Below are 24,278 nucleotides of genomic sequence, written 5' to 3' on the forward strand. Positions count from 1 at the left end.
GGCCGTCGGCGTGCGTGCGGGTCAGAGGGTCCGAGCCGTCGGGTCCCAGTCCGGCGGCAGCGCGGGCGCCACCGCCGTGGTGCTCTCCACGTCCACCGGCGTGCGCCGCTGGGCCGCCTCGATGGTGGAGACCATGACGTCGACCACGTGGAAGGCCTGCTCGCCGCTGGCGCGCTCGGGCCGCCCGGCGCGGATCGCCCGGGCGAGCTCCAGCACGCCCTGGCCGCGTCCCGCCGTGGAGCCGGTGGGGGCCTCGTCGCGGGGCTCCTCCCCCAGCGCGTGCACCACGGTGGCGCCCTCGAACGTGTTCGGGTCGGGCAGCTCCAGCGTGCCTCCGGCACCCGCCACCTCGAGCTGGGTGCGGTTCACGGCGGAGTCGAAGCTGAACACGGCCGTGGCCGACGCCCCGCCCTCGAACTCGAACAGCGCCGAGACGTGGGTGGGGACCTGCACGTCGAAGACCTGGCCGGCCTTCGGACCCGAGCCGATGGTGCGCTGCGGGCGGGCCTTCGACGCCGTCGCCGAGACCCGCCCCACCGGTCCGAGCAGCTGCACGAGGGCGGTGAGGTAGTACGGGCCCAGGTCGAACAGGGGGCCCGCCCCGTCCGCGAAGAGGAACGCCGGGTCCGGGTGCCAGCTCTCCGGGCCCGCGCTCTGCAGGAGCACCAGCGCGGTGAGCGGGTCACCGACGGCACCGGACTCCAGCAGGCGGCGGGCGCTCTGCAGGCCCGCGCCGAGGAAGGTGTCGGGGGCCGTCGCCACGCGCCGGTCGGCCGCTGCGGCCGCCTCCAGCAGCGAGGTGCCGCTGGCGCGGTCGAGGGCGAACGGCTTCTCGGTCCACACGTCCTTGCCGGCGGCCACCGCGGCGGTCGCCACCTCCACGTGCGCGGCGGGGATGGTCAGGTTGACCACCACCTCCACCTCGGGGTCGGCGAGGACGTCCTCCACCGCGCCCCAGCGGGGCACGCCGAACGCCTCGGCCTGCGCCTGGGCGCGCTCGACGGCGAGGTCGGCCACCACCTTGACGTCGAGGTCGGGGAAGGAGGTGAGGTTGGTCAGGTACTGGGTGCTGATGGTGCCGGCGCCGATGACGCCCACCCCCACGCGGCCGCTGCCGCGGGGACCGCCCCGCGCCCCGCCCGCGCCCGTCGTCGTGCTGGTCATGCCAGGCCCTTCTCGCGCAGGAACGCCAGGCCGTCGGCCACCGCGGTGAAGCGGTCGCCGCGGGAGTCGTCGAGCTCGATGACGCGCAGGGCCGACGGCGCCGCGGCCACCACGTCGGCCACCGCGATCGACCCCTGGCCCAGGGCCACCTGGTCGAGCACCTCGGCGGTCGCGGGACCGTCCTTGAGGTGCAGGGCCACCACCTGGTCACCCAGGCGCTGCAGCAGCGCCACGGGGTCGTGCCCACCGACCGCCACCCAGTAGGTGTCGACCTCGAGGACCACCTCGGGCGCCACCTCGGCGAGGCGCTGCGCGAGCACCTCGAAGGCCGACGTCCCGTCGATGTCACTGGCCAGCTCGTGGGCGTGGTTGTGGTACCCGACGCGCACGCCGTGACGGGCGGCGACGGCGGCGGCCGCGGCCAGCTCCGCGGCCACGGACTCGACCGCCTCGCGGGTGCCCCAGCGGTCCGCCGGGGTGAAGGGGTCGATGACCGTGCGGGTGCCCCGGGCCGCCGCGGCGGCGAACAGCGCGTCGAGCGCGTCGTCGTCGCTGCCCAGGAAGCCCTGGTGCATGGTCGGCGCGGCGATGTCGTGCTCGGCCAGCGCCGCGGCGAGCTCGTCGGACAGCGCCAGCGGGCCGAAGGGCTCCACAGACGTGAAGCCGAGCTCCGCGAGGCGGGCCACGGTGCCGGCGACGTCGTCGGCGAGCGCCTCCCGCACGGTGTAGAGCTGGACGGAGACCTGGCTGCTGGCCCTGCTGCTGTCACTGCTGCTGGGCCGGGTGGGCGGTGTGGTGGACACGCTGCTCCTCGTCGTCGTGGCGGCGTCGCGGTCGTGGTGCGTGCCCCAACTCAACCACCCGGCCGGACTTCCCGACCAACCGGTCGGCGTCTTGCCTGGCGCGATCAAGGTCGGCCGGGGCCCATCATGGGCGGTCGGACCGCGCACCCCTCACCGGGGGCGCCAGGAGGGAGTTGGTCGCGTGAGGATCGTCTACAACAGCTTCGACGGCAGGTACTCCGACAGCCCCCGGGCCTTGTACGAGACCCTCACCCGCGCCGCCCCCGGCGTCCCGCTCGAGCACACCTGGCTCGCGGGGCCCGCGCACCGCGCCGGCTTCCCCGACGGCCCGACCCTCGTGGAGCCCGACGGCCCCGAGGCGGTCGTCGCCCTCGAGGCGGCCGACGTCGTCATCTCCAACTACCACCTGCGCCCGCAGTGGGAGAAGGCCGCCGGCTGCCTGTACCTGCAGACCTGGCACGGCACCCCGCTCAAGCGCATCGCCGCCGACGAGCCGCACGTGGCCCCCACCGACCCGGTGCCCGGCTGGCGCGACGTCGACCGCTGGGACCTGCTGCTGTCCGCCGGGCCCGAGGCCACGAAGGCGCTGACCACCGGCTTCCGCTGGACCGGCCCGGTCGCCGAGACCGGCTGGCCCCGCAACGACGTCCTGCTCTCCCCCCAGCGCGAGGACCTGCGCGCCGCGGTGCGCACCCAGCTCGGGCTCGCCCCCGGCACCACCGCCGTGCTCTACGCGCCCACCTGGCGCGACGACGTGGTGGACGGCGACGGCCGGCGCGACGTGGACCTGCGCCTGGACCTCGCGGAGTTCAGCCGCCGCTTCGGCGACACGCACGTGCTGCTGCTGCGGCTGCACTACATGCTGTCCGACCGGCTGGCCGACTCCCTCGGCGGAGCGCCGCTGCCACCGGGGGTCCTCGACGTCTCCGGGCACCCCGACATCGCCGAGCTGTACCTGGCCGCCGACGCCATGGTCACCGACTACTCCTCGACGCTGTTCGACTTCGCCGCCACCCGCAAGCCGCTGCTCCTGTTCGCCTACGACCTCGAGCACTACCGCGACGACCTGCGTGGCTTCTACTTCGACCTGTTCGGCGCCCCACCGGGACCGGTGCTGCGCACCAGCGCCGAGCTGCTCGACGCCCTCGCCGACCCGGTGGCCTCCACCGCGGCGTGGGCGCCCGCGGCGGACGCGTTCCGCGCGGAGCACTGCCCCCTCGACGACGGCCGGGCGTCGCAGCGCGTGCTCGACCTCGTCCTGCCCGGGCTCGTGCCCGCCGACGCGCTGGCGGTGACCCGGTGACGCTCCAGGCGGTCGTGCTGGCCGCGGGCAAGGGCACCCGGCTGGGCCGCCCCCTGCCCAAGCCCCTGACGCAGCTGGCCGACGGGCGCAGCATCCTCGCCCAGCAGGTCGACAACCTCCGCGAGGTGCTCGGCGAGCAGCTGTCGATCACCGCGGTGGTCGGCTACAAGGCCCCGCTCATCATGGAGGCGCTGCCCCGGCTGCTGTTCGCCTACAACGAGGACTACGAGGACACCAACACCTCCAAGTCCCTCCTGCGGGCGCTGGAGCTGTCCGCCGACGGGCCCGTGATCTGGCTCAACGGCGACGTGGTCTTCGAGCCCGCGCTGCTGGAGCTGCTGCTCGGCCCGATCGCCCGCGGTGAGAGCGCGGTGTGCGTCAACACCTCCTCGGTGGCCGAGGAGGAGGTCAAGTACACGGTCGACGCAGACGGCTTCGTCGCCGAGCTGTCCAAGACCGTGGTCGGCGGCCTGGGCGAGGCCGTGGGCATCAACCTGGTCGGCGCCGCCGACAAGGCGCTGCTCGTGGAGAGCCTGCGCGCCTGCGGCGACCAGGACTACTTCGAGCGCGGCATCGAGCTGTCCATCGCCCAGGGCATGCGGGTGCTGCCGGTCGACATCTCCGCGCACGTGGCGGTGGAGGTCGACTTCGAGGAGGACCTCGCCCGCGCCGAGCGCCTCGTCGCCGAGCACCGCCAGGCCCAGGACTCCTGACCGCCTCGCCCGCTGGCCCCGCGAGGGGTCAGCGGGCGACGACGGCGAGGACCTGGTCGGCGATCTCCGCCTCCTCGTCGGTGGGGACGACGAGCACCTTCTCGCCGATCCGCACCGGCTCCGCGGGACTCCTCGACGTCTGCGCCGCGTCGTTCAGCGCTGAGTCCACCCCGAAGCCGAGGTGCTCCAGGGGCGCGCAGACCGCGGCGCGCACAGCGGCGGCGTTCTCGCCCACCCCGGCGGTGAAGACGACCGCCTGCACCCGCGGCACCAGCGCCAGGAACGAGCCGACGGCGGCGGAGAGCCGGTAGCAGTACACCTCCAGCGCCGCGCGGGCCGCCTCGTCACCGGCGTCCGCGCGGGCCTGCACCGAGCGCACGTCCGACTCCCCCGCCAGGCCCTGGAGGCCGCTGCGCTTGTTGAGCAGGTCGTCCACCTCGGCCGCGGTCATGCCGGCCTCGCGCACCAGCGTCATGACGATGGCCGGGTCGACGTCGCCGCTGCGGGTGCCCATCGCGGAGCCGGCCAGCGGGGTCAGGCCCATCGTGGTGTCGACGCTGCGCCCTCCCCGCACCGCGGTGACGGAGACGCCGTTGCCGACGTGCGCCACCACCAGGTCGGCCTCCTCGACCGGCACCGCGAGGAAGGCCGCGGCCCGCCGGGTGACCACCTGCACGCTCGTGCCGTGGAAGCCGTACTTGCGCAACCCGTAGCGGCGGGCGACGTCCGCGTCCACGGCGTAGGTCGCGGCGCGGGCGGGGATGGTCGCGTGGAAGGCGGTGTCGAAGACCGCCACCTGCGGCACGTCGGGCAGCGCCGTCCGCAGCGCCCGGATGGCGGCGAGCTGCGGCGGGTTGTGCAGCGGGGCCAGCGCCGAGAGCTCGTCGATGCCGCGCTCGACGTCGTCGTCGACGACGGTCGGGTGGGTGTACCGCGTCCCGCCCTGGACCACCCGGTGGCCCACCCCCGCCAGGCCCGACAGGCCCGGGCCCCCGCCGGAGGGCTCCAGGGCGGCCATCACCTGCGCCAGCGCCGCCGCGTGGTCGGGCACGTCCGAGGAGCCGATGCGCTCGACGCTCCCCCGCGCCAGGACCTCGGCCGCGCCGTCGCCGTGCTCGCGGAGCTGGTACTTCAGGCTCGAGGAGCCCGCGTTGACGACGAGGACCCTGCTCATGCGGACGCCTTCTTCGTGGTCTGGGACTGGACGGCGGTGATGGCCACGGTCGAGACGACGTCGGCCACGGTGCAGCCGCGGGAGAGGTCGTTCACCGGGCGGCGCAGGCCCTGCAGCACCGGGCCCACGGCCACGGCGTCACCGGTGCGCTGCACCGCCTTGTAGGTGGTGTTGCCGGTGTTGAGGTCGGGGAAGACCAGCACGGTGGCGTTCCCGGCCACGGGGTTGTCGGGCATCTTGGCCGCGCCCGTGGCGGGGTCGACGGCGGCGTCGTACTGGATCGGACCGGCCAGCGGCAGGTCCGGGGCGCGCTCGGCGACCAGGCGGGTGGCCTCGCGGACCTTGTCGACGTCGACGCCGGCGCCCGAGCTGCCGGTGGAGTAGCTGACCATCGCCACCCGCGGCTCCACCCCGAACGCGCGCGCCGTCTCGGCGGAGGAGATGGCGATGCCCGCGAGCTCCTCGGCGGTGGGGTCGAGGTTGACGGCGCAGTCGGCGAAGACCATGACCCGGTCGGGCAGGCACATGAGGAAGGCGCCGGAGACGCGGGAGGCGCCCGGCATCGTCTTGATCACCTCCAGGGCCGGCCGGATCGTGGCGGCGGTGGTATGCGTGGCGCCGGAGACCATGCCGTCGGCGTGGCCCGTCTCGACCATGAGCGTGCCGAAGTACGTGGGGTCCAGCAGCTGCTCCAGCGCGGCCTCCAGGGTGACGCCCTTGTGCTGGCGGCGCTCGGCGTACACCGGCGCCATCTGCTCGCGCAGCGGCGAGGTGGCCGGGTCCACGACGCGCGCGGAGCCGAGGTCCACGCCCAGCCGGTCCGCCTGCGCCCGGACCTCCTCCTCACGGCCCAGGAGCACGAGGTCGGCGACGTCGAGGTGCCCGAGCTCCTCGGCGGCGCGCAGCACGCGGGTGTCCTCGCTCTCCGGCAGCACGATGGTGCGGCGGTCGGCGCGGGCGGCCGCGAGCAGCCGCGCGTTGAACATCGCCGGGGTCACGGCCTCGGTGCGCACCAGGCGGATCCGCTCGGACAGCTCCTCGGCGTCCACCCCCGCGCTGAAGGCGCCCAGCGCCGCGGTGACCTTGCGCTGGCTCGTGGGCCGGATCGCGCCGGTGGCGCCCTCCAGGCGGTGGATGGTCGTGTACGTGTCGGTCGGCACGCTGATCATCGGCAGGCCGCTGGGCCGCAGCAGGGTCAGCTGCAGGTCGTCGGGGCGGGTGCCGTTGGTGAGCACCAGGCCCCCCGGTGTCGGCAGGTCCCGGTGGATGGCCGCGCCCGCGGAGACGAGCATGAGGTCGAGCCGGTCACCGGAGGTGACCAGCAGCGTGCCCTCCCGCAGCAGCCGCAGGACGACGTCGGCGTGGGCCGAGCCCGCCAGGTACCCGCCGACCTCGCGCTCCAGCGCCGAGTCGGACCCGGTGAGCACGCTGCCGCCGAGCACGGACGCCACCTCGCCCACCGTGAGGGCCGACAGCAGCGGCACCTCCTCGACGGCGTAGACGGGGTGCTTCGTGGCACCGCCGGTGTGCCCGCTCTGCTGCCGGACCGCGTCCAGCACCGCCTCCCGGTGGGCCGGGTCCACGCGGTTGACCACGGTGGCCAGCTTGGTGCAGCCGCGGGCCGCGAGCGCGGATCCGGCCTCGCGGGCCGCCCCCGCCACCCTGCCCGACAGGGCCGCGGTGTCCTCCGAGGCCGCCCCCGCCGCGGAGACCACGACGACGACGGGCGCGCCGAGGTTCACCGCGAGCAGCGCGTTGAGGTCCAGCTCGGTGGCCGGTGAGGGACCGGTGAAGTCCGTGCCCACGACGAGCACGAAGTCGGAGCGCTCGGACAGGCGCTCCACGCGCTCGACGATCGTGGCGACCAGGCGGCGGGGGTCGGGTCCGGCGTCGGTGGTGTCCACCAGGGCCGCGGCCTCGTCCCACGTGAGGCCCACGGCGTCGTCGTCGTCGATGTCCAGGTCGTAGCGGTGGCGCAGCAGGGCGACCAGCGGGTCGGGCTCGTCGCGGCTGGAGACCACCGGCCGGAAGACCACCGGCCGGCGCACGGAGCTGGCCAGCAGGTCGAGCAGCCCCAGCGCCACGACGGTCTTGCCCGCCCCGGCGCGGTCGGCTGTCACGTACAGGCGCTGGTTGGCTGACGACACGGGCTCCACCCTGTCGGGCCGGGGCTGGCGGCGCCACGCCGGGGCGGCGTGGCGCCGATCACGCCTCAGGCGGTGCGCAGGTCCAGCCAGGCGACCTGCTCGGGGGTGAGCTCGACGTCGAGGGCGGCCATCGACGAGCGCAGCTCGGCGAGGGAGCGCGGGCCGATGAGCGCGAAGGTCGGGAAGCTCTGGGCCAGCACGTACGCCAGCGCCACGGCCGTGGTGGGGACGCCCAGCTGCTCCCCGAGGGCCTGCGCCCGGCGCTTGCGCTCGAGGTTGTCCTCCGACAGGTAGCAGCGGACCAGCTCGGCGTCACCGCGCATCTCGGCGTCGTCGCGGGCGAAGAACCCGCGCGCCTGCGAGCTCCACGGCAGCAGCGGCACGCCGCGCTCCTCCAGCCAGGCCCGGGAGGCGGGGTCGGTGGCGTGCACGCACCCCGCCCACGGGACGTCGAGGGCGCGGGCCAGGCCGAAGTGGTTGGACAGCACCCTGAAACCGGCGCGGCCGTGGGCGGCGGCGTAGTCGTTGGCGGCGTCGAAGCGCTCCGGGGTCCAGTTGGAGCCGCCGTAGACGCCGATCCGGCCGGCGCGGGCGTGCTCGTCGAGCACGTCGACGAACTCCCCCACCGGCACCGACGGGTCGTCGCGGTGCATGAGGTAGAGGTCGGCGCGCTCCAGGCCCTGCCGCTCGAAGGACTCCAGCAGCTGGCGGGACAGGGACTCCGGGTCGCAGTGGGGCGTGTGGGCGCCCTTGACGACGACGGTCACCTGGTCCCGGATCCCGCGGTTGGCCAGCCAGCGGCCGAAGCGGCGCTCGTACTCGCCGTCGCGCCCGTAGACCCAGGCCGTGTCGAAGGTGGTGCCGCCGGCCTCGACGAACGCGTCGAACAGGGCGCTGGCGTGGGAGAGGGTCGGCTGGTTGTCGCAGCCCATGACGAGCCGTGAGACCGGGCTGTCCAGTCCCTGGACCCGGCCGACCGGGACCCTGGCGCTGCCGGGCACCGGCACGCGCAGGGGCTGGCGCGACAGGGTGGGGATGCTCGCGGTCTCCGCCTCGAACGGGTAGCGCAGGCCGAGGCCGGCCCGCCACCTGTCGAGCACGGCGAGCGTGCCCAGGGAGTCCGCGTGGGACTGCTCCGGCGCCTCGCCGGTGGCGCCCGGCGCGCCGGCCGCCAGGGCGCGGGCGGCGTCGGCGAGGGCCTCGGCCTCCAGGGCGAAGGCCTGCTGGGCCGGGGCGGCGCCGTCCCAGACCTCCTCGACGGGCTCCTCCCCGACCCGGCGCAGCACCAGGCGAGGGGCGGCCTGCACCGTCCAGGGGTCGTGCAGCTCGAGGGTGCCGAGGCTGCCGCGGACCACGGCGGTCTGCGGCTCCTCCAGGCGGACGCCGGTGCGGACGGTGGCCAGCAGGCCCCCGCCGAAGTCGAGGTGCGCCGTCGCCCACTCGTCCACGCCGGTCGGGCCGAGGTGACCGGCGGCGCGCAGGCCCTCGGGGCCCGGCAGCGGGTCGGCCGACGGCCTGCCGGTGGCAGCACCGGCGACGGCGCGGGCGAACGAGACCGGGTAGCAGCCGACGTCGAGGATGCCGCCCCCGGCGGTGGCGGGGTCGAACAGGCGGCCCGGGCCCCGCCCGTCGCCGTCGGGGTTGGGGGAGGAGGCGAAGGAGAAGCTGGAGTCGACGTGCGAGACCTCGCCGACGGCCCCCTCGGAGACCAGCTGCAGCAGGCGCCGGGTGGCGGGGTGGAAGCGGTAGGCGAAGGCCTCCAGCAGCGCCACGCCGGCCTCGCGGGCGGCGTCGACCACGCCGGCGGCGGACCCGAGGTCCGGTGTCAGCGGCTTCTCGACGAGCAGGTGCTTGCCGGCGCGGGCCGCGGCCACCGCCAGCTCGGCGTGGCGGGGGTGGACGACGGCGACGTAGACGCCGTCCACCGACGGGTCGGCGAGGACCTCCTCGTAGGTGCCGGAGGCGACCCTCCCCCCGCGGGCGGCGCCGTCGGGGCCGGCCGCCTCGGCCTCGTCGGCCAGCGCGCGGGCCCGGGCCGGGTCGGAGCTGGCGACCGCCACGAGCACTCCCGTCCGGCTGGCGGGCAGCTCCCGCACGAAGCGGCGGGCGATGGACCCCGGACCCAGCACGGCCCAGCGGAAGACGGCGTCGTCGAGTGGCACGCCCAGCAGGCTAGGCGAGGGTCCGGACACCAGGTCTAGACGGGCTGTCAGACCTCTCTGGGAGGGTGCTCAGCGTGACCGCGAGAGCCCGACACGCCGTCCGAGCAGCCAACACCGACCACTACCAGTAGTTCGCTGGCGGAGTCCCGCCCACTAGATGTAGCGTCAGAAGCACCGGACAGGCGCCAGGCAGCGCCGACCGGGCACCCCACTTCCCCGGGACCTGCGGCGATGACGCAGCGTTCCGGTCTCATCACGCGCTCACGCACCACGACGACCCGAGGAGACGCACATGACCCAGGTGGCAGACGAGGTCCTGGAGGTCACCACGGACGGCTCCGCGGGTGCGCACGGGGAGCCCACCGCGGCCCCCACCGCGGTGATCAACCGCCGCGGCGAGGTCGTCGACTTCGACGCCTCCCGCATCACGGTGGCGCTGCAGAAGGCCTTCCTCGCCACCGAGGGCCAGGCCGCCGGCAGCTCCGCCCGCGTGCGCGAGCTGGTCGACGAGATGACCCGCACCGTGGTCGAGACCCTCGTGCGCCGCTCCCTGGCCGGCTCGGGCTCCTCCGGCCGCCCGGTGGCGGTCGAGGAGGTGCAGGACCAGGTCGAGCTGGTGCTCATGCGTTCGGGCGAGCACGCCGTGGCCCGCTCCTACATCCTCTACCGCGAGGAGCACGCCCGCGCCCGCCGCGAGCGCGAGGCCGCCACCCCCAGCGTGGAGAAGGTGCGCCAGCTGTCGGTGCGCACCACCGAGGGCACCCTCGTCCCGCTCGACCGCGACCGCGTGGCCGCCGTCGTCGCCGAGGCCTGCGCGGGCCTGCCCACGGTGGACCCGGACGCCGTGGTCACCGAGGCCATGCGGACCCTGTACGACGGCGTCGGCGAGGTCGAGCTGGCCCAGGCCCTGGTGCTGGCCGCCCGCACCAAGGTCGAGGTCGACCCGGACTACACCTACGTCTCCGCCCGCCTGCTCATGGACATGCTGCGCACCGAGGCCCTCTCGCACGTGCTCGGCGAGCGCACGCTGGCCACCGCGCCGCAGATGGCGCAGCTGTACCCGCGCTACCTCAAGGGCTACGTGGCCAAGGGCATCGCCCTCGGCATGCTCGACCCGCGCCTGGCCGAGTTCGACCTCGACAAGCTGGGCCAGGCCATCGAGTCCGGCCGCGACGGCCAGTTCACGTTCCTGGGCCTGCAGACCCTGTACGACCGCTACTTCCTGCACGAGCACGGCGTGCGCTACGAGCTGCCGCAGGCGTTCTTCCTCCGCGTGGCGATGGGCCTGGCCCTCAACGAGGAGCACAAGGAGGAGCGGGCGATCGAGTTCTACCGCCTGATCTCCAGCTTCGACTTCATGTGCTCCACGCCCACGCTGTTCAACGCCGGCACCACGCGCCCGCAGCTGTCCAGCTGCTTCCTCACCACCGTCTCGGACGACCTGTCCGGCATCTTCCAGTCCATCAAGGACAACGCGATGCTGGCCAAGTACTCGGGCGGGCTGGGCAACGACTGGACCCCGGTGCGCGGCATCGGCGCCCACATCAAGGGCACCAACGGCCAGAGCCAGGGCGTCGTGCCCTTCCTCAAGATCGCCAACGACACCGCCGTCGCGGTGAACCAGGGCGGCAAGCGCAAGGGCGCCGTCTGCGCCTACCTGGAGACCTGGCACATCGACGTCGAGGAGTTCCTGGAGCTCCGCAAGAACACCGGTGACGAGCGCCGCCGCACGCACGACATGAACACGGCCAACTGGGTGCCGGACCTGTTCATGCAGCGCGTGGCCGCGGGTGGCACCTGGACCCTGTTCTCCCCCGACGAGACGCCCGACCTGCACGACCTGTACGGCCCGGCCTTCGCCGAGCGCTACGCGGAGTACGAGGCGATGGCCGAGCGCGGCGAGCTGCGCGTGCACCGCCGGGTGAACGCCGTCGACCTGTGGCGCAAGATGCTGACCGCGCTGTTCGAGACCGGGCACCCGTGGATCACCTTCAAGGACCCGTGCAACCTGCGCTCCCCGCAGCAGCACGTGGGCGTGGTGCACTCCTCCAACCTGTGCACCGAGATCACGCTGAACACCAACGCGGACGAGGTCGCGGTCTGCAACCTCGGCTCGATCAACCTGGCCGCGCACACCACCGCCGACGGCCTGGACGTGGAGCGCCTGCGCCGCACGGTCCGCACCGCGGTGCGCATGCTCGACAACGTCATCGACCTGAACCTCTACACGATCCCCCAGGCCGAGAACGCCAACCAGCAGCACCGCCCGGTGGGCCTGGGCCTCATGGGCTTCCAGGACGCGCTGTTCGCGCTGCGCCTGCCCTACTCCTCGGAGGAGGCCGTGCAGTTCGCGGACACCTCCATGGAGCAGATCTCCTACGCGGCGATCGAGGCCAGCTCCGACCTGGCGGCCGAGCGCGGCTCCTACAGGAGCTTCGACGGGTCGCTGTGGAGCCGCGGCGTGCTCCCGATCGACTCCCTGGAGCTGCTGCGCGAGTCCCGCGGCGGAGACGTCGACCTCGACACCTCCACCACGCTGGACTGGGCGCCGCTGCGCGAGAAGGTGCAGCGCCAGGGCATGCGCAACTCCAACGTCATGGCGATCGCGCCCACCGCGACGATCTCCAACATCGTGGGCGTCGCGCAGTCGATCGAGCCGATGTACCGCAACCTGTTCGTCAAGTCGAACATGTCCGGTGACTTCACCGTGGTGAACGCCTCGCTGGTCCGCGACCTCGCCGAGCGCGGTCTGTGGGACGAGGTCATGGTCTCCGACCTCAAGTACTTCGACGGCTCCCTGGGCGCCATCGACCGCGTCCCGGCCGACCTGCAGGCGCTCTACGCCACCGCGTTCGAGGTGGACCCGTCCTGGCTGCTGCGCTCCGCCGCCCGCCGCCAGAAGTGGATCGACCAGGCGCAGTCGCTGAACCTGTACGTGTCCAGCCCGAACGGCCGCAAGCTCGACAACCTGTACCGCACGGCCTGGCAGCTGGGCCTGAAGACGACGTACTACCTGCGCTCGTCCTCGGCCACGCACGTGGAGAAGTCGACCCTGCGCGGCACCGACGGCAAGCTCAACGCCGTCTCCGCCGGCACCCCCGCGGCTGCTCCGGCCGCCGCCCCGGCCGCGGGCGTCCCCGCCCAGGGCGGCGCTGCCGCCAGCCCGGCCGCGGCCGTGGCGGCCAGCCCCTCCCCGGTGGTCTCGCTGCCCGAGACCGCTGCCGCGGAGGAGGCCTCGCGCTACAGCGCCGAGTACGCCGCGGCCTGCTCCATCGAGAACGGCGAGGACTGCGAGGCCTGCCAGTGAGCGCGCCGACCAGCCCCCAGCTCCCGACCACCCGCACCTCATCGGAGGAGATCACCGTGACCACCACCGACGACGCCCCCGCCGTCGACGCGGCCGTCGACAACGTGACCGGCCTCGGCGCGATCCAGTCGGGCGCTGCCCGCGTGGACGTCAGCGAGAAGGCGATGATCAACTCGCGCGCCGACGTCAACCAGCTGCTGCCGCTGAAGTACGGCTGGGCGTGGGAGAAGTACCTCGCCGGCTGCAACAACCACTGGATGCCCACCGAGGTGTCCATGCAGGCCGACATCGCCCTGTGGAAGAGCCGCGACGGGCTCACCGAGGACGAGCGCCTCATGCTCAAGCGCAACCTCGGGTTCTTCGCCACCGCCGAGTCGCTGGTCGCGAACAACATCGTGCTGGCGGTCTACCGCCAGCTCACCAACCCCGAGTGCCGCCAGTACCTGCTGCGCCAGGCCTTCGAGGAGGCCGTGCACACGCACACCTTCCAGTACATCTGCACCAGCCTCGGCCTCGACGAGGGCGAGCTGTTCAACATGTACCGCGAGGTGCCCTCCATCACCGCCAAGGACGCGTGGGCGCTCAAGCACACCCGCAACCTCGAGTCGGGCGAGTTCTCCACCGGCACACCCGAGGCCGACCAGGACTTCCTGCGCGACCTCATCGCCTTCTACGTGGTGTTCGAGGGCATGTGGTTCTACACCGGCTTCGCGCAGATCCTCAGCCTGGGCCGGCGCAACAAGATGGTCGGCATCGCCGAGCAGTACCAGTACATCCTGCGCGACGAGTCGATCCACCTGAACTTCGGCATCGACGTCATCAACCAGATCAAGGCCGAGAACCCGCACCTGTGGTCCGCGGAGTTCCAGGCCGAGGTGCGCGGGATGCTCAAGGAGGCCTGCGAGCTGGAGATCGACTACGGCCGCGAGACGATGCCCCGCGGCATCCTCGGGCTGAACTCCGACCTCACCTCCGAGTACATGCGGTTCATCACCAACCGCCGCTGCGGGCAGCTGGGCCTGGCCGAGGTGTTCCCCCCGGCCGAGAACCCCTTCCCGTGGATGAGCGAGACGATGGACCTCAAGAAGGAGAAGAACTTCTTCGAGACCCGCGTCATCGAGTACCAGACCGGCGGCGGCCTGGCCTGGGACTGACCTCCTCCCGCGCACGGCGGCCCGTCACCTCCCCCGAGGAGGTGGCGGGCCGCCGTCGTCGTCCCCGCCCTCCCTCATCCCGCACTCGCGCACCCCAGTGCTCCTCCAACGCCCCTCCAGCCCGCACTCGCGTCACCGAGTGCGGGTGGCGTGGGCAGTGGCGGCGAACAGCGGTCGTCCACAGCCTGGGCGCACACGCCAGCGCGGCGACCGCCGGACCGGCGACAGTGCGCGGGTGCCCTCCCGACACAGCCCCTGGCCAGACCACCTGCCCGACGTCTTCCTCGGCTCCGAGCTCGTCGCCCAGGGCGCGCTCACCAGGGCCCAGCTGCGCGACCCCCGCGTGCGCCGGTTGTTCGTCAACGTCTACGCCCCCCGCTACCTGGAGCCTGACCACGGCCTCCACTGCCGAGGAGCCTCGCTGGTCGTCCCGTCGTCCGCGCGGCTCACAGGCCGGTCGATGGCGACCGTCCTGGGGGCGCGCCTGCGCTCGGGCGGGGACGCGGTGGAGTTCGTCGTCCCCCACCGGGACCGCCGGCCTGGCCCGACCGGCATCACTCTGCGCGGAGCAGTGCGCGGCCCGCTGGGCAGCGGCTACTGGCGTGGAGTCGCGCTGGCGAGCCCGGAACGCATGGCCTTCGACCTGGCGGCGGGGCACCCCGAGGAGGAGGCGGTCGCCCACCTCGACGCCGCGCTCGGGCTGGCGCTCTTCGAGAAGGCGACGGCGAGCGCGTGGCTCTCGGGGCGGCACGAGGACCACGTCGTCGGAGCGCGCGCGGCGGTGGCCCTCGCCGACGGTCGTGCGGGGTCTCCACCGGAGTCACGTCTGCGGGTCCGCCTGGTGAGAGCAGACCTCGGCGTCACCGTCGAACCGCAGCACGTCGTGACCCACCTCGGCCGCTTCGTGGCGAGGGTCGACCTGGCGATCGTCGAGCTCAGGATCGCCATCGAGTACGACGGCGCCTGGCACGGGCTCCTGGCCGACCAGCTGGCCAAGGACCGCCAGCGGCTCGACCGCCTGCGAGAAGCCGGGTGGATCGTCGTCCACGTGACCGCGGAGACGATGCGCGAGCGCGGCGCCGCCGTCGACGCGGTCCGCCGCGCCATCGCCCAGCGCCGTTCCTGAGACCCGCCGCCCTCGCGAGGCCATGAAGCCGCACTCCCGTGCCTGAGTGCGCCTTCACGGGGGTCTGCAGCAGCACTGGGGTGCGCGAGTGCGGGAGGGGCGGCGCCACCGAGGGAGCGGCGATCTCGGGATGCGGGGCCGCGCAGCGGGTGGGATGTTGGGCAGTTCGTGCGGATTCCACCCCACCTCGCCCCGGGGCGCGCAGACGCCGTTATCGTTCCGTGACATGTGCCGGAACATCCGCACGCTGCACAACCTCGAGCCGGCGACGACGCACGACGAGGTCCACGCGGCTGCGCTGCAGTACGTCCGCAAGGTGGCGGGCACGACCAAGCCCTCGCGCGCCAACGCGGACGCCTTCGACCGCGCGGTCGCCGAGGTCGCCCACGCCACCGAGCACCTCCTGGAGGCGCTCACCACCACCGCGCCCCCGCGGGACCGGGAGGTCCTCGCCGCCCAGGCCCGCACCCGTGCCGCCCAGCGCTACGGCTCCACCGAAGCGGTGGCACCGTAGCCCGCCGCGGTGCCGGCGCCTGGGCGCGCCAGGCCAAGCCGTCCCGCCCCCGGGAGGACGGCCTGCGCCTGGTGGCCCGCAACAAGCGCGCCGCGCACGACTACCTGCTCACCCACCGCTACGAGGCGGGCGTGGTGCTCGTCGGCACCGAGGTGAAGGCCCTGCGCGAGGGCCGGGCCTCGCTGTCGGAGAGCTGGGTCGAGATCGACGACGCCGGGGAGGCCTGGCTGCACGGCGCGCACATCCCCGAGTACTCCCAGGGCAGCTGGACCAACCACTCCGCTCGGCGCCCGCGCAAGCTGCTGCTGCACGCCGCGCAGCTGCGGCGCCTCGCGGAGAGCTCGCGCGAGGGCGGCTGGACCGTGGTCCCGACCAGCCTGTACTTCCTCGGGTCGTGGGTGAAGGTCGAGGTGGCCGTGGCCCGCGGCAAGGCCGAGCACGACAAGCGCCAGGCGCTGCGCGAGCGCCAGGACGCCCGCGAGGCCGAGCGCGTCATGGCAGCCCACCGCCGCAGCACCAGGGGCGCCCGTGCTGCGTCGTGACGCCGTGCGGGCGGGCGGGGGCCGCAGCTGGTCGCGCCGGCTGCAGCTGGCCAGCGCCGGTGTCGCCGCGGTGGTGCTGCTGTGGCCCGTGGCCGACATCGCCGTCAACACGGCCTGGTCGCACCGGCGCGTCGACGCCGGCCACCTGGACGCCGTCGTCGTCCTCGGCTCCAGCCTGGACGCGGGCAGGGTGACGCCGCTGCTGGAGAGCCGCGCCGTGCGCGCGGCGGAGCTGGTCGACCAGGCCCGCCGCGAGGGAGGCGACCCGTGGGTGGTCACCAGCGGCGGCGTCACCGGGCCCACGGCGTTCGACGCGCAGCCGGTCTCGGAGGCGGAGGCGCTGGGCGAGCGCCTGGTGGAGCTCGGGGTGGACCGGCGCCGCCTCCTGCTGGAGGAGCGCGCGCTGACCACCGCGGACAACCTCGCCTACGCGCTGCCGCTGCTCACCCGCACCGACCCCGCGGTGCACCGGGTGGCGGTGGTCACCTCCGACGGCCACGTGGCCCGGGTGCGGCTGCTGCTGCGGCGGGCCATCGCCGACGGCCGCGTCCAGGACCGCTACGACGTCACCTTCGTCGGTGCCTGGACCCCGCTGGAGGACGTGCGCGCCGCCCTGCTGCGCGAGGTGGGCCTGGTGGCCGGCCAGCGCGCCGACACGGCCGTGACCTCAGCGGTGCGGCAGTCGCGGCGCTGGAGCGGCACGGCCGACCCCGTCTGAGCGCAGCAGCGCCACCACCACGTGGCCCGTCCAGGACGAGGGCGGGGACGCGGTGGGCTCCACGGCGGTCACCGTGCCACGCCGCTCGCCGCCGCGGGGGCCTGCGCGCGCACGCGGCGGGTCTGTGACGCTGTCCGCGTGGAGACGCCCCCCGCCGACGCCCCCGCCCCGTCCAGCGGTGCCGCCGCGCACCGCTTCGACCCGCAGCGGGTCGCGGAGGCGGTGGTGGCCGCCGAGACCTCGATGGACCGCCTCGACGCCGTGCGCGCGCAGGTGGCCGGGGGCGCCGCGAACACCCACGGCGGTGACCCGGGGCTTCACCGCAACCGCAGCACGGTGGTGCGCCACGCGGTGAACTACCTGGTGGCCGCGAGCGCGGCGCGGGCGCTGGTCCCGTCGCAGGTGCTGACCGGTCCCGTCGTCGACGTGGGCGCCGGGACGGGCGCCTTCTCGCCGCTGCTCGCCGACCGGCTGGGGCGCGAGCTGCACGTGGTCGACACCGACCCCCGGCACACGGCGCTGGCGGCCGCCGCCTTCCCGGGCACGGGCGTGCACACCGACCTGGCCGCGTGCCCGCGCGGCGCGGTGGTCACCGCCATGGAGGTCATCGAGCACCTGGAGCCCGCGGACCAGGTCGGCTTCGTGGCGTCGCTGGCCGCGGCGGTGCTGCCGGGCGGGGCGCTGGTGCTGTCCACCCCTGACGAGTCCGGCTACCCGCGCGGCTGGTCCGGGTACGCCCCGCACGTGGGCCCGGTGGACGCGGCGGGCCTGGCGCGCGCGGTCTCGCGGGGCACCGGCGGGTGGCCGGTGACCGTGCTGCGGGTGGACGGCCCGACCTTCTCCCTCACGCCGGTGGGAGCGCTGGTGCAGGGCACGGCCAACCGCGCGTGGAACCTCGTCTCCGGCGTGGCCACCGGTCTCGAGCCGCTCGTGACCGGGCTGCTGCACCGGGTGACCAGGGACCGTCCGGCCGCGGCCGTGCCGCCCGAGGGCTCCTGGCGCGTGCGGGCGGTGGGCGACGACGACGGCGGGTGGCGCGCCGGCACCGGCCTGCTCGCCGTCGCGACAGCCCCACCCGCCTGACCTGCCCGCGCCGTCAGAGGGAGAGCAGCTCCGTGGCCGACGCCAGCAGGTGGCGCAGGTGCTCGCGGTTCTGCGCGGCCACGCTGAGGCCGTCGCCGCCGTAGTGCTCGCAGCAGAACGGGCCCGTGAACCCCACGCGCAGCGCCTCCTCCACCGCCCACCGGTAGTCGATGACCCCCAGGGCCAGCGGGGCCGGCGCGGTGGCGTAGGAGCCGGTGGCCGGGTCGTGGTCGCGGTAGTAGTTCTTGACGTGCCAGAAGTTGGCGTGCGGGAGCACCGCGGCCAGCTGCTCGCGCCACGGCTGCACGGGCCGGTGGAGCCGGATGATGTTGGCGACGTCGGGGTTGAGGCCCACGTTGGGCAGCCCGACCGCCTCCTTGAGCCTCACGGACGACTCGGGAGTGCCGAGGTAGGTGTCCTCGTACATCTCCAGGCTCAGCTGCAGGCCCAGCTCCCCCGCGCGCCGGCCGAGCGCGGTGAACCGCTCCACGGCCAGGTCGAAGGCCGCGCCGCCGTCGGTCTGCGGGTCGGGGTCGGCGAGGCCCTGCTCCAGCCAGAACCACTCCGCGGCCTTCTGCGCGTCGGTGAGCACCGGCAGCAGCCCGGCCGAGACCACCGTGGTCCCCAGCTCGGCCGCCGCGACCAGCGTGCGCTCGAGGTAGGCCTGGTTGGCCTCCGCCTCCCCGGCGTCGGGGGCGATGGGGCTGCGGCGGGCCGTGGTGATGGCGGTGACGCCGAGGCCCTCCTCGGCCAGCAGGCGCTTCAGCAGCCCGAGCCGCTCGGGCGAGAGGTCGCCGGGGCGCACCCAGGAGTCGGTGAGGTCGACGTGGTCGAACCCGGCCAGGCGCACGCGGCGCAGCACGCGGCGCCACTCCACCTCGGGGGCCTCCTGGGCGGGCGTGCCGTCGGCCAGCACCGGCGGCGCCTGCAGCAGCGCGGCTCCGATGGGCCAGGTGGCGGGGTCGGGCGTGCTCACGGGCGGGCCTCCTGCTCGGCGACGACGTCGGGGTCCTGCGCTGGTGCGTCCGGGTGGGCGTGCGCCAGCTCGGCCAGCAGCTGGCCCTGCCGGGCGTAGGCGAGGTCCCGGTAGGCGATCATCCTCGCCAGCTTCTCGGGGTCGCCGTGCACCGTGAACCCCTCACCGTTCTTGGCGCCGTGCGCACCGGCGTCGACGAGGTCGGTGAGGGCCTTCGGCGGGGAGATCCGCTCGCCGTAGGCCTCCTCCATGATCTTCATGCCGAGGACGTAGACGTCCAGCCCGGCCATGTCGGCGATGGCGAACGGCCCGAAGTACGGGTACCGGAAGCCGAACGTGGTCGAGACGATCGTGTCGACGGCCTCCGGGGTCGCCACGCCCTCCGCCACGATGTCGGCAGCCTCCTTGAAGAGCACGTACTGCAGGCGGTTGAGCACGAACCCGGGGGTGTCGGCCACCTGCGCCGAGCGCCGCCCGGCCCGCTCGAGCATCTCCTGCACCACCGGCAGGACGGCGGCGTCGGTCGCCTCGCCCACCACCAGCTCCACGCCGGGGATGAACGGCGCCGGGTTGGACCAGTGCACGGTGAGGAAGCGCTCCGGGCGGACGACCGCGGGCGCGAGGACCTTGACGGGGATGGTGGAGGTGTTCGTCCCGATGATGGCGTCGGGGCGGGCCGCGGCGGAGGCGCGGGCCAGCACGTCGTGCTTGACCTCGACCTTCTCGAAGACCACCTCGTGGACGAAGTCGACGTCGGCCACGGCCTCCTCCACGGACGTGGCGGCGCGCAGGTTGGCCGCCACGCGCTCGGCGTCGCCGGGGGCGAACAGGCCCTGCTCCTCGTAGGTGCGGGCCTCGGCCAGCAGGCGCTCGAGCTGGCGGGCCGCGGCCTCGGCGGAGACGTCCGCGAGGACGACGGGCAGGCCGGTGCGCGCCATCGACTGCGCGATGCCCCCGCCCATGTACCCGGCGCCCACCACGGCGGCCGTCTCGATGCGCCGCACCACGGGGGTGCCGGCGGAGGTGACGGGGTCGGCTGAGTTGTCGTCGGTGACGCTCACGGTGCCCAGCCTGCCGGGCCCGCCGACCGACCGCGCGGTAGGGGTCGGTCGAGGGTCAGCGGGTGCGGGCCGCGAGCACCGCGACGTCGTCGGAGCCGCCGCCGCCCACGAGCTCGGCGATGACGGCGTCGAGCAGCTCCGGCAGGGGCAGGTGCGCGGCCTCGGCGAGCGCATCGGCCAGCCGCTCCACGCCCTCGCCCAGGTCGCTGTCGCGCCGCTCGACCAGGCCGTCGGTGTAGAGCAGCAGCGTCGAGCCGGCGGGCAGGTCCACCTCGCTCTCGGAGCGGGGGCTGCCCGGTGCCAGGCCCAGCAGCAGGTCCGCCTCGTGCCCGTCGAGGGCGACGACGCCGGCGCCGGGCACCGCCAGCAGCGCCGGCAGGTGCCCCGCGCTGCTCCAGCGCATGCGCAGGTCCCCCTCACCGCGGCCGTCGTCGGCGAGGCGGATCGCCAGCACGGTGGCGAGCACGTCGGCGCCGAGGACGTCGAGGGTGCCGTCCAGGCGGGCGAGCAGCTGGGCCGGGGAGTCCTCGGTGGCCACCGCGAGCGTGCGCAGGGCGCTGCGGACCTGGCCCATGGCCGCGGCGGCGCCGATGTCGTGCCCCGTGACGTCGCCGATGACGAGCAGCGTCGAGCCGTCGGGGTGGCGCAGCGCGTCGTACCAGTCCCCGCCCACCTGGTGGCCCGCGGCGGCCGGCGCGTACCGGGCGGCCAGCTCGAGGTGCGGCAGGTCGGGCAGCTCGGTGAGCATGGCCCGCTGCAGGGTGCGGGCGGCGTCCCGCTCGGCGCGCAGCGACAGGCACCGCTGGACGCCGTGGGCGGCGGCCTCGGCGAGGGACGCGACCAGCTCGCGCTCGGCGGGCAGCAGGGCGCGGGCGGAGCCCCAGGCCACCGTCAGCACGCCCAGGCACTGCCCGTCGGCCAGCAGCGGGGCGTGCACGGCGGCCTCCACGCCGGCCAGCACGGGCGCCGCCGAGGACGCGGTGGCCGCGGCCGTGGCGGCGTCGGGCGTGAAGACCACCCGTGACTCCCGCGCCGCGAGCAGCGCCCCCTCCGGCACGTCCAGCGGCTCGGACGGGCCGTCGACGTCGTCGTCCCGAGCCGGTCCCTCGGCCCGGTCGAGGGCCACGTAGCGCAGAGCGCCGGAGCCGCGCTCGTGCAGGGCCACGGCGGACAGCTGCGCCTCCAGGCCGGCGCGGACCCCGGCGACGACGCTGGCGGCCACGTCCTCCACCTCCCGGGCGCGGGAGACCGCCTGGCTGAGGTCGAGCAGCACCCGGCTGCGGGCGGCGGCGACCTCCGCGTCGCGGCGCTCCCCCACGGCGCGCATCTGCGCCGTGGTCGCCTCGTCGCGCGCGCTCTCGGCGGCCGCGCGGACCTCGGCGGCGTCGGACAGCGCCCGGCGCAGCTGCAGCTCCGCGGAGCAGGCGGCGGCGAGGTCGGCCAGGAGCGCCACCTCCCGGCGGGTCCAGTCGCGCGGCTCGGACGAGAGCGCGGCGAGCGCGCCGATGGCCTCGCCGTCGGAACCGCGCAGGGGCGCGCCGAGGTACCCGACGGCGCCGAGCTCGGTGACCACGGCGTCGTCGCGCAGGTCGGGGTCCTCGCGGGCGTCGCGGACGGCCAGCGGCTGGCCGCTGGCCACCACCTGCTGGCAGGAGGACCGCGACAGGTCCGCCAGCCGCGTGGTCTGCCACGGCTCGGGCAGCCCCACCGCGCCCGGGAAGAGCTGCAGGCGCCGCGAGACCAGGCTGACGACGGCGGCGGGCACGCCCAGCACCGAGCACACGAGGCGGGCGTGCCGGTCGAGGGCGCCGTCGCGCCCGGGCGCGACACCGGCCCCCGGGTCCGCGGCGGCCGCCGGCGTCGGGACCTCGACGCGCTCGACCAGGGGCGTCTCGGGCAGCACGAGGGCGCCCTCGGCCGCGCCGAGGACGTCGTCCTGCTCACCAGCGGAGGGGCCGCGCTGCGGGACCACCGCGGGCGAGGTCCCCCTGCTCGCCCCCACGCCGCAAGGATGCCCCACCGGGGTCGCCCGCGAGGGCGGTTCCGGCGAGCCCGCTGCACCCGACCGGTGCCTGGAACGGCGGAGCGGGCCTCGGCGGTCCAGACTGGGAGCGAGCACGCGCCCCGGCACCCGCCGCGGTCGGTGCCGGGCTGGCGAGACCCCGGGGAGCTGCGGTGTGCGAGGTGACGGCGGCGGCCAGCACGACCCTGCCCTCCGACGCGAGCGCCCCCCGGCTGGCCCGGCGGTTCCTGCGCGGAGCCCGGTGCCCCGAGCACCACTCCAGCGTGCTGGACGACGCCGAGCTGCTGGTCTCCGAGCTGGTCACCAACGCCGTGGTCCACGGGGCACCCCCGGTGACGCTCGCGGTGGAGTGCGACACCACCAGCGGCATGAGGGTGCGCGTGACGGACGGCAGCTCCCGCCAGCCGCTGCCGCGGTCGGCGCGCCCGGCCGACGTCGACGGGCGGGGCATGGCCCTGGTGGACCTGCTGTCCGCGGCGTGGGGCGCGGAGCCCACCGAGCGCGGCAAGGAGGTCTGGTTCCTCCTGCGCCGCAGCCCGCCGCCCGGCCCCCGGGCTCAGGGTCGGGCGCAGGGGCGGCCTCAGGGGTGGTCCGCGCGCGACGAGGCCGCCCAGCGCTGGAGCCCCTGACGGCCGGCGCCGCGGGCCCGGCTGCGACGTCCGCCACAGCCCCCGCCGGGCCGCGTCCACCACGGCACCCGCGGAGCGGGACAATGAGGGGGCGTCCTGCGGCAGCGGGACGCGCAGAGCAGGACCGACGTCGACCGACGTCCTCACCGAGGAGGCAGCGCTGAGCGCCCAGGAGTCCGTGGTCACCAACGCCCGTGCAGCCAGCGCCGCCCCGGACGTCGTCATGGTCGGCGGCGGCATCATGAGCGCCACCCTCGCGGCGCTGCTCGGGCTGGTGCAGCCGGACTGGTCCGTCGTCGTCCTGGAGTCCGGGCCGTCGGTGGGCCTGGAGAGCTCCGACCCGTGGAACAACGCCGGCACCGGCCACGCCGCGCTGTGCGAGCTGAACTACACCCCGGCGGGCCCGGACGGCACCGTCGACCCGTCCAAGGCCGTGGGCATCAACGAGCAGTTCCAGGTCTCGCGCCAGCTGTGGTCCTCCCTGGTCCGCGCCGGCCTCACCGACGACCCGAAGACCTTCATCACCTCGGTGCCCCACGTCAGCTTCGTCACCGGGACCGACGGGCAGCGCTACATGCGCGCCCGCTACGAGGCCCTCAAGGCCCAGCCGCTGTTCTCCGAGCTGGAGCACACCGCTGACCCGTCCGAGCTGGCCGAGTGGGTGCCGCTGGTGGTGGCCGGGCGCGACCCGGCGCAGCCGGTCGCCGCGACGCGCTCGCTGGCGGGCACGGACGTCAACTTCGGCGCGCTGACCGGCCTCCTGCTCGACGCCGCGCAGCGCCGCGGCGTGCACGTGGCCACCGGCACCCGCGTCACCGGCCTGAAGCGGACCCCGTCGGGGCGCTGGCAGGTGCAGGTGCAGGACGTCGCCACCGGGCACCGCAGCGCGCTGGTCACCCGCTTCGTCTTCGTGGGCGCCGGCGGTGGCGCACTGCCGCTGCTGCAGCACTCCGGCATCAAGGAGATCCGCGGCTTCGGCGGGTTCCCGGTGAGCGGGCAGTTCCTGCGCACGCGCCGCAAGGACCTGGTCTCCCAGCACCACGCGAAGGTCTACGGCCAGGCGGAGGTCGGGGCCCCGCCCATGTCGGTGCCCCACCTGGACCTGCGCTCGGTGGACGGGGAGCAGTCGCTGCTGTTCGGGCCCTACGCCGGCTTCTCCCCCAAGTTCCTCAAGGCGGGGTCGCTGTTCGACCTGCCGCGCTCGGTGAAGGCCAACAACCTGTCCTCGATGCTCGGGGTGGCCCGCTCGGAGATGGCCCTCACCAAGTACCTCGTGCAGCAGGTGCTCCAGACGCGCGGCCAGCGCATGGAGGCGCTGCGCTCGTTCTTCCCCGAGGCCGGGGACGGTGACTGGGAGCTCATCACCGCGGGCCAGCGCGTCCAGGTGATCAAGAAGGACCAGCGCGGGCGCGGCGTGCTGCAGTTCGGCACCGAGCTGGTCACCGGAGCGGACGGCAGCATCGCCGGGCTCCTCGGCGCCTCGCCCGGCGCCTCCACGGCCGCCTCGGCCATGCTCACGCTCCTCGAGCGCTGCTTCCCGGAGCGGATGGACGCCTGGCGGCCGCTGCTGACCGACGTCATCCCCTCCTACGGCCGGAAGCTGTCCGCCGACGCCTCCCTGGCGCAGGAGGTGCGTGAAGAGACCGCGCGCACCCTGCACCTGACCGCATGACCTGCCG

The 24,278-nt window shown here is 74.9% G+C and carries 19 protein-coding genes; 11 read left to right on the plus strand and 8 right to left on the minus strand.

Features of this window, described 5'->3' with window-relative positions:
- Nucleotides 1–21: 21 nt before the first annotated feature.
- Together H7K62_RS12230 and H7K62_RS12235 are read right to left on the minus strand one after the other, a co-directional pair.
- Entirely contained in the window at nt 22–1,164 is a 1,143-nt protein-coding gene (locus tag H7K62_RS12230; RefSeq protein ID WP_186718481.1) for a Gfo/Idh/MocA family protein, read from the minus strand.
- Entirely contained in the window at nt 1,161–1,886 is a 726-nt protein-coding gene (locus H7K62_RS12235) for a sugar phosphate isomerase/epimerase family protein (RefSeq protein ID WP_370591754.1), read from the minus strand. The genes H7K62_RS12230 and H7K62_RS12235 overlap by 4 nt, the downstream gene beginning before the upstream one ends.
- Nucleotides 1,887–2,148: 262 nt before the next feature.
- Here H7K62_RS12235 and H7K62_RS12240 point away from each other — a divergent pair, with 262 nt between their 5' ends.
- A complete protein-coding gene (locus H7K62_RS12240) occupies nt 2,149–3,270 on the plus strand; it encodes a CDP-glycerol glycerophosphotransferase family protein (RefSeq protein ID WP_186718486.1) in 1,122 nt (373 codons plus the stop codon).
- Nucleotides 3,267–3,983, plus strand: a complete 717-nt coding sequence (locus H7K62_RS12245) for a phosphocholine cytidylyltransferase family protein (protein WP_186718488.1) — start codon at nt 3,267–3,269, stop codon at nt 3,981–3,983. Before H7K62_RS12240 ends, H7K62_RS12245 begins: the two co-directional genes overlap by 4 nt.
- Nucleotides 3,984–4,011: 28 nt before the next feature.
- On the opposite strand, the gene H7K62_RS12250 is transcribed toward H7K62_RS12245, so the two are convergent.
- The 3 genes from H7K62_RS12250 to H7K62_RS12260 all read right to left on the minus strand — a co-directional run bounded on the left by H7K62_RS12250 (nt 4,012) and on the right by H7K62_RS12260 (nt 9,466).
- Nucleotides 4,012–5,157, minus strand: coding sequence for an acetate/propionate family kinase (locus H7K62_RS12250; protein WP_186718490.1), 1,146 nt, complete (start codon nt 5,155–5,157; stop codon nt 4,012–4,014).
- Nucleotides 5,154–7,304 (minus strand): phosphate acetyltransferase, encoded by a 2,151-nt coding sequence (gene pta / locus H7K62_RS12255; protein WP_222437489.1) that lies wholly within the window; start codon nt 7,302–7,304, stop codon nt 5,154–5,156. The genes H7K62_RS12250 and pta overlap by 4 nt, the downstream gene beginning before the upstream one ends.
- A 65-nt stretch (nt 7,305–7,369) precedes the next feature.
- Nucleotides 7,370–9,466: an aldo/keto reductase gene (locus H7K62_RS12260; protein ID WP_186718493.1), complete on the minus strand. Its 2,097-nt coding sequence runs from the start codon at nt 9,464–9,466 to the stop codon at nt 7,370–7,372.
- Nucleotides 9,467–9,758: 292 nt separating this feature from the next.
- Here H7K62_RS12260 and H7K62_RS12265 point away from each other — a divergent pair, with 292 nt between their 5' ends.
- The 7 genes from H7K62_RS12265 (at nt 9,759) to H7K62_RS12295 (ending at nt 17,910) form a co-directional block, all read left to right on the plus strand.
- A complete protein-coding gene (locus H7K62_RS12265; RefSeq protein ID WP_186718495.1) occupies nt 9,759–12,773 on the plus strand; it encodes a ribonucleoside-diphosphate reductase subunit alpha in 3,015 nt (1,004 codons plus the stop codon).
- A 56-nt stretch (nt 12,774–12,829) separates the two neighbouring features.
- Complete coding sequence (locus tag H7K62_RS12270; RefSeq protein WP_186718497.1) at nt 12,830–13,927, plus strand: ribonucleotide-diphosphate reductase subunit beta; 1,098 nt, start codon at nt 12,830–12,832, stop codon at nt 13,925–13,927.
- Nucleotides 13,928–14,162: 235 nt separating this feature from the next.
- Nucleotides 14,163–15,053, plus strand: a complete 891-nt coding sequence (locus H7K62_RS12275) for an endonuclease domain-containing protein (protein ID WP_186718500.1) — start codon at nt 14,163–14,165, stop codon at nt 15,051–15,053.
- A 226-nt stretch (nt 15,054–15,279) separates the two neighbouring features.
- Nucleotides 15,280–15,567, plus strand: a complete 288-nt coding sequence (locus H7K62_RS12280; protein WP_186718502.1) for a DUF2277 domain-containing protein — start codon at nt 15,280–15,282, stop codon at nt 15,565–15,567.
- A 68-nt stretch (nt 15,568–15,635) separates the two neighbouring features.
- Complete coding sequence (gene smpB, locus H7K62_RS12285) at nt 15,636–16,109, plus strand: SsrA-binding protein SmpB (RefSeq protein ID WP_255480262.1); 474 nt, start codon at nt 15,636–15,638, stop codon at nt 16,107–16,109.
- The gene (locus H7K62_RS12290) at nt 16,096–16,827 is read left to right on the plus strand and encodes a YdcF family protein (protein WP_186718504.1); all 732 of its coding nucleotides are present in this window, start codon (nt 16,096–16,098) and stop codon (nt 16,825–16,827) included. Before smpB ends, H7K62_RS12290 begins: the two co-directional genes overlap by 14 nt.
- Before the next feature lie 138 nt (nt 16,828–16,965).
- A complete protein-coding gene (locus H7K62_RS12295) occupies nt 16,966–17,910 on the plus strand; it encodes a class I SAM-dependent methyltransferase (RefSeq protein ID WP_186718505.1) in 945 nt (314 codons plus the stop codon).
- Nucleotides 17,911–17,923: 13 nt separating this feature from the next.
- Here H7K62_RS12295 and H7K62_RS12300 read toward each other — a convergent pair whose 3' ends face one another.
- The 3 genes from H7K62_RS12300 to H7K62_RS12310 all read right to left on the minus strand — a co-directional run bounded on the left by H7K62_RS12300 (nt 17,924) and on the right by H7K62_RS12310 (nt 21,949).
- Nucleotides 17,924–18,886: a sugar phosphate isomerase/epimerase family protein gene (locus H7K62_RS12300; RefSeq protein ID WP_186718507.1), complete on the minus strand. Its 963-nt coding sequence runs from the start codon at nt 18,884–18,886 to the stop codon at nt 17,924–17,926.
- Nucleotides 18,883–19,890 (minus strand): 3-hydroxyacyl-CoA dehydrogenase family protein, encoded by a 1,008-nt coding sequence (locus H7K62_RS12305; protein WP_186718713.1) that lies wholly within the window; start codon nt 19,888–19,890, stop codon nt 18,883–18,885. The genes H7K62_RS12300 and H7K62_RS12305 overlap by 4 nt, the downstream gene beginning before the upstream one ends.
- A 112-nt stretch (nt 19,891–20,002) precedes the next feature.
- Nucleotides 20,003–21,949 carry a SpoIIE family protein phosphatase gene (locus H7K62_RS12310; RefSeq protein WP_186718509.1) on the minus strand — a complete coding sequence of 649 codons (1,947 nt, stop codon included), beginning with the start codon at nt 21,947–21,949 and terminating at the stop codon, nt 20,003–20,005.
- A gap of 173 nt (nt 21,950–22,122) precedes the next feature.
- Between H7K62_RS12310 and H7K62_RS12315 the strand changes: the two genes are divergently transcribed.
- Both H7K62_RS12315 and H7K62_RS12320 read left to right on the plus strand, forming a co-directional pair.
- Nucleotides 22,123–22,599 (plus strand): ATP-binding protein, encoded by a 477-nt coding sequence (locus H7K62_RS12315; RefSeq protein ID WP_186718511.1) that lies wholly within the window; start codon nt 22,123–22,125, stop codon nt 22,597–22,599.
- Between the two features lie 178 nt (nt 22,600–22,777).
- A complete protein-coding gene (locus H7K62_RS12320; RefSeq protein WP_370591748.1) occupies nt 22,778–24,271 on the plus strand; it encodes a malate:quinone oxidoreductase in 1,494 nt (497 codons plus the stop codon).
- Nucleotides 24,272–24,278: the final 7 nt, after the last annotated feature.

The sequence above is a fragment of the Quadrisphaera sp. RL12-1S genome, from assembly GCF_014270065.1.
GTDB lineage: Bacteria > Actinomycetota > Actinomycetes > Actinomycetales > Quadrisphaeraceae > Quadrisphaera.

Excerpts from the sequence above, each read along its gene's own strand:
- H7K62_RS12230 (WP_186718481.1), bottom strand. The coding sequence starts at position 1,164 with ATGACCAGCACGACGACGGGCGCGGGCGGGGCGCGGGGCGGTCCCCGC.
- H7K62_RS12250 (WP_186718490.1), bottom strand. The coding sequence starts at position 5,157 with ATGAGCAGGGTCCTCGTCGTCAACGCGGGCTCCTCGAGCCTGAAGTAC.
- H7K62_RS12265 (WP_186718495.1), top strand. The coding sequence starts at position 9,759 with ATGACCCAGGTGGCAGACGAGGTCCTGGAGGTCACCACGGACGGCTCC.
- H7K62_RS12280 (WP_186718502.1), top strand. The coding sequence starts at position 15,280 with ATGTGCCGGAACATCCGCACGCTGCACAACCTCGAGCCGGCGACGACG.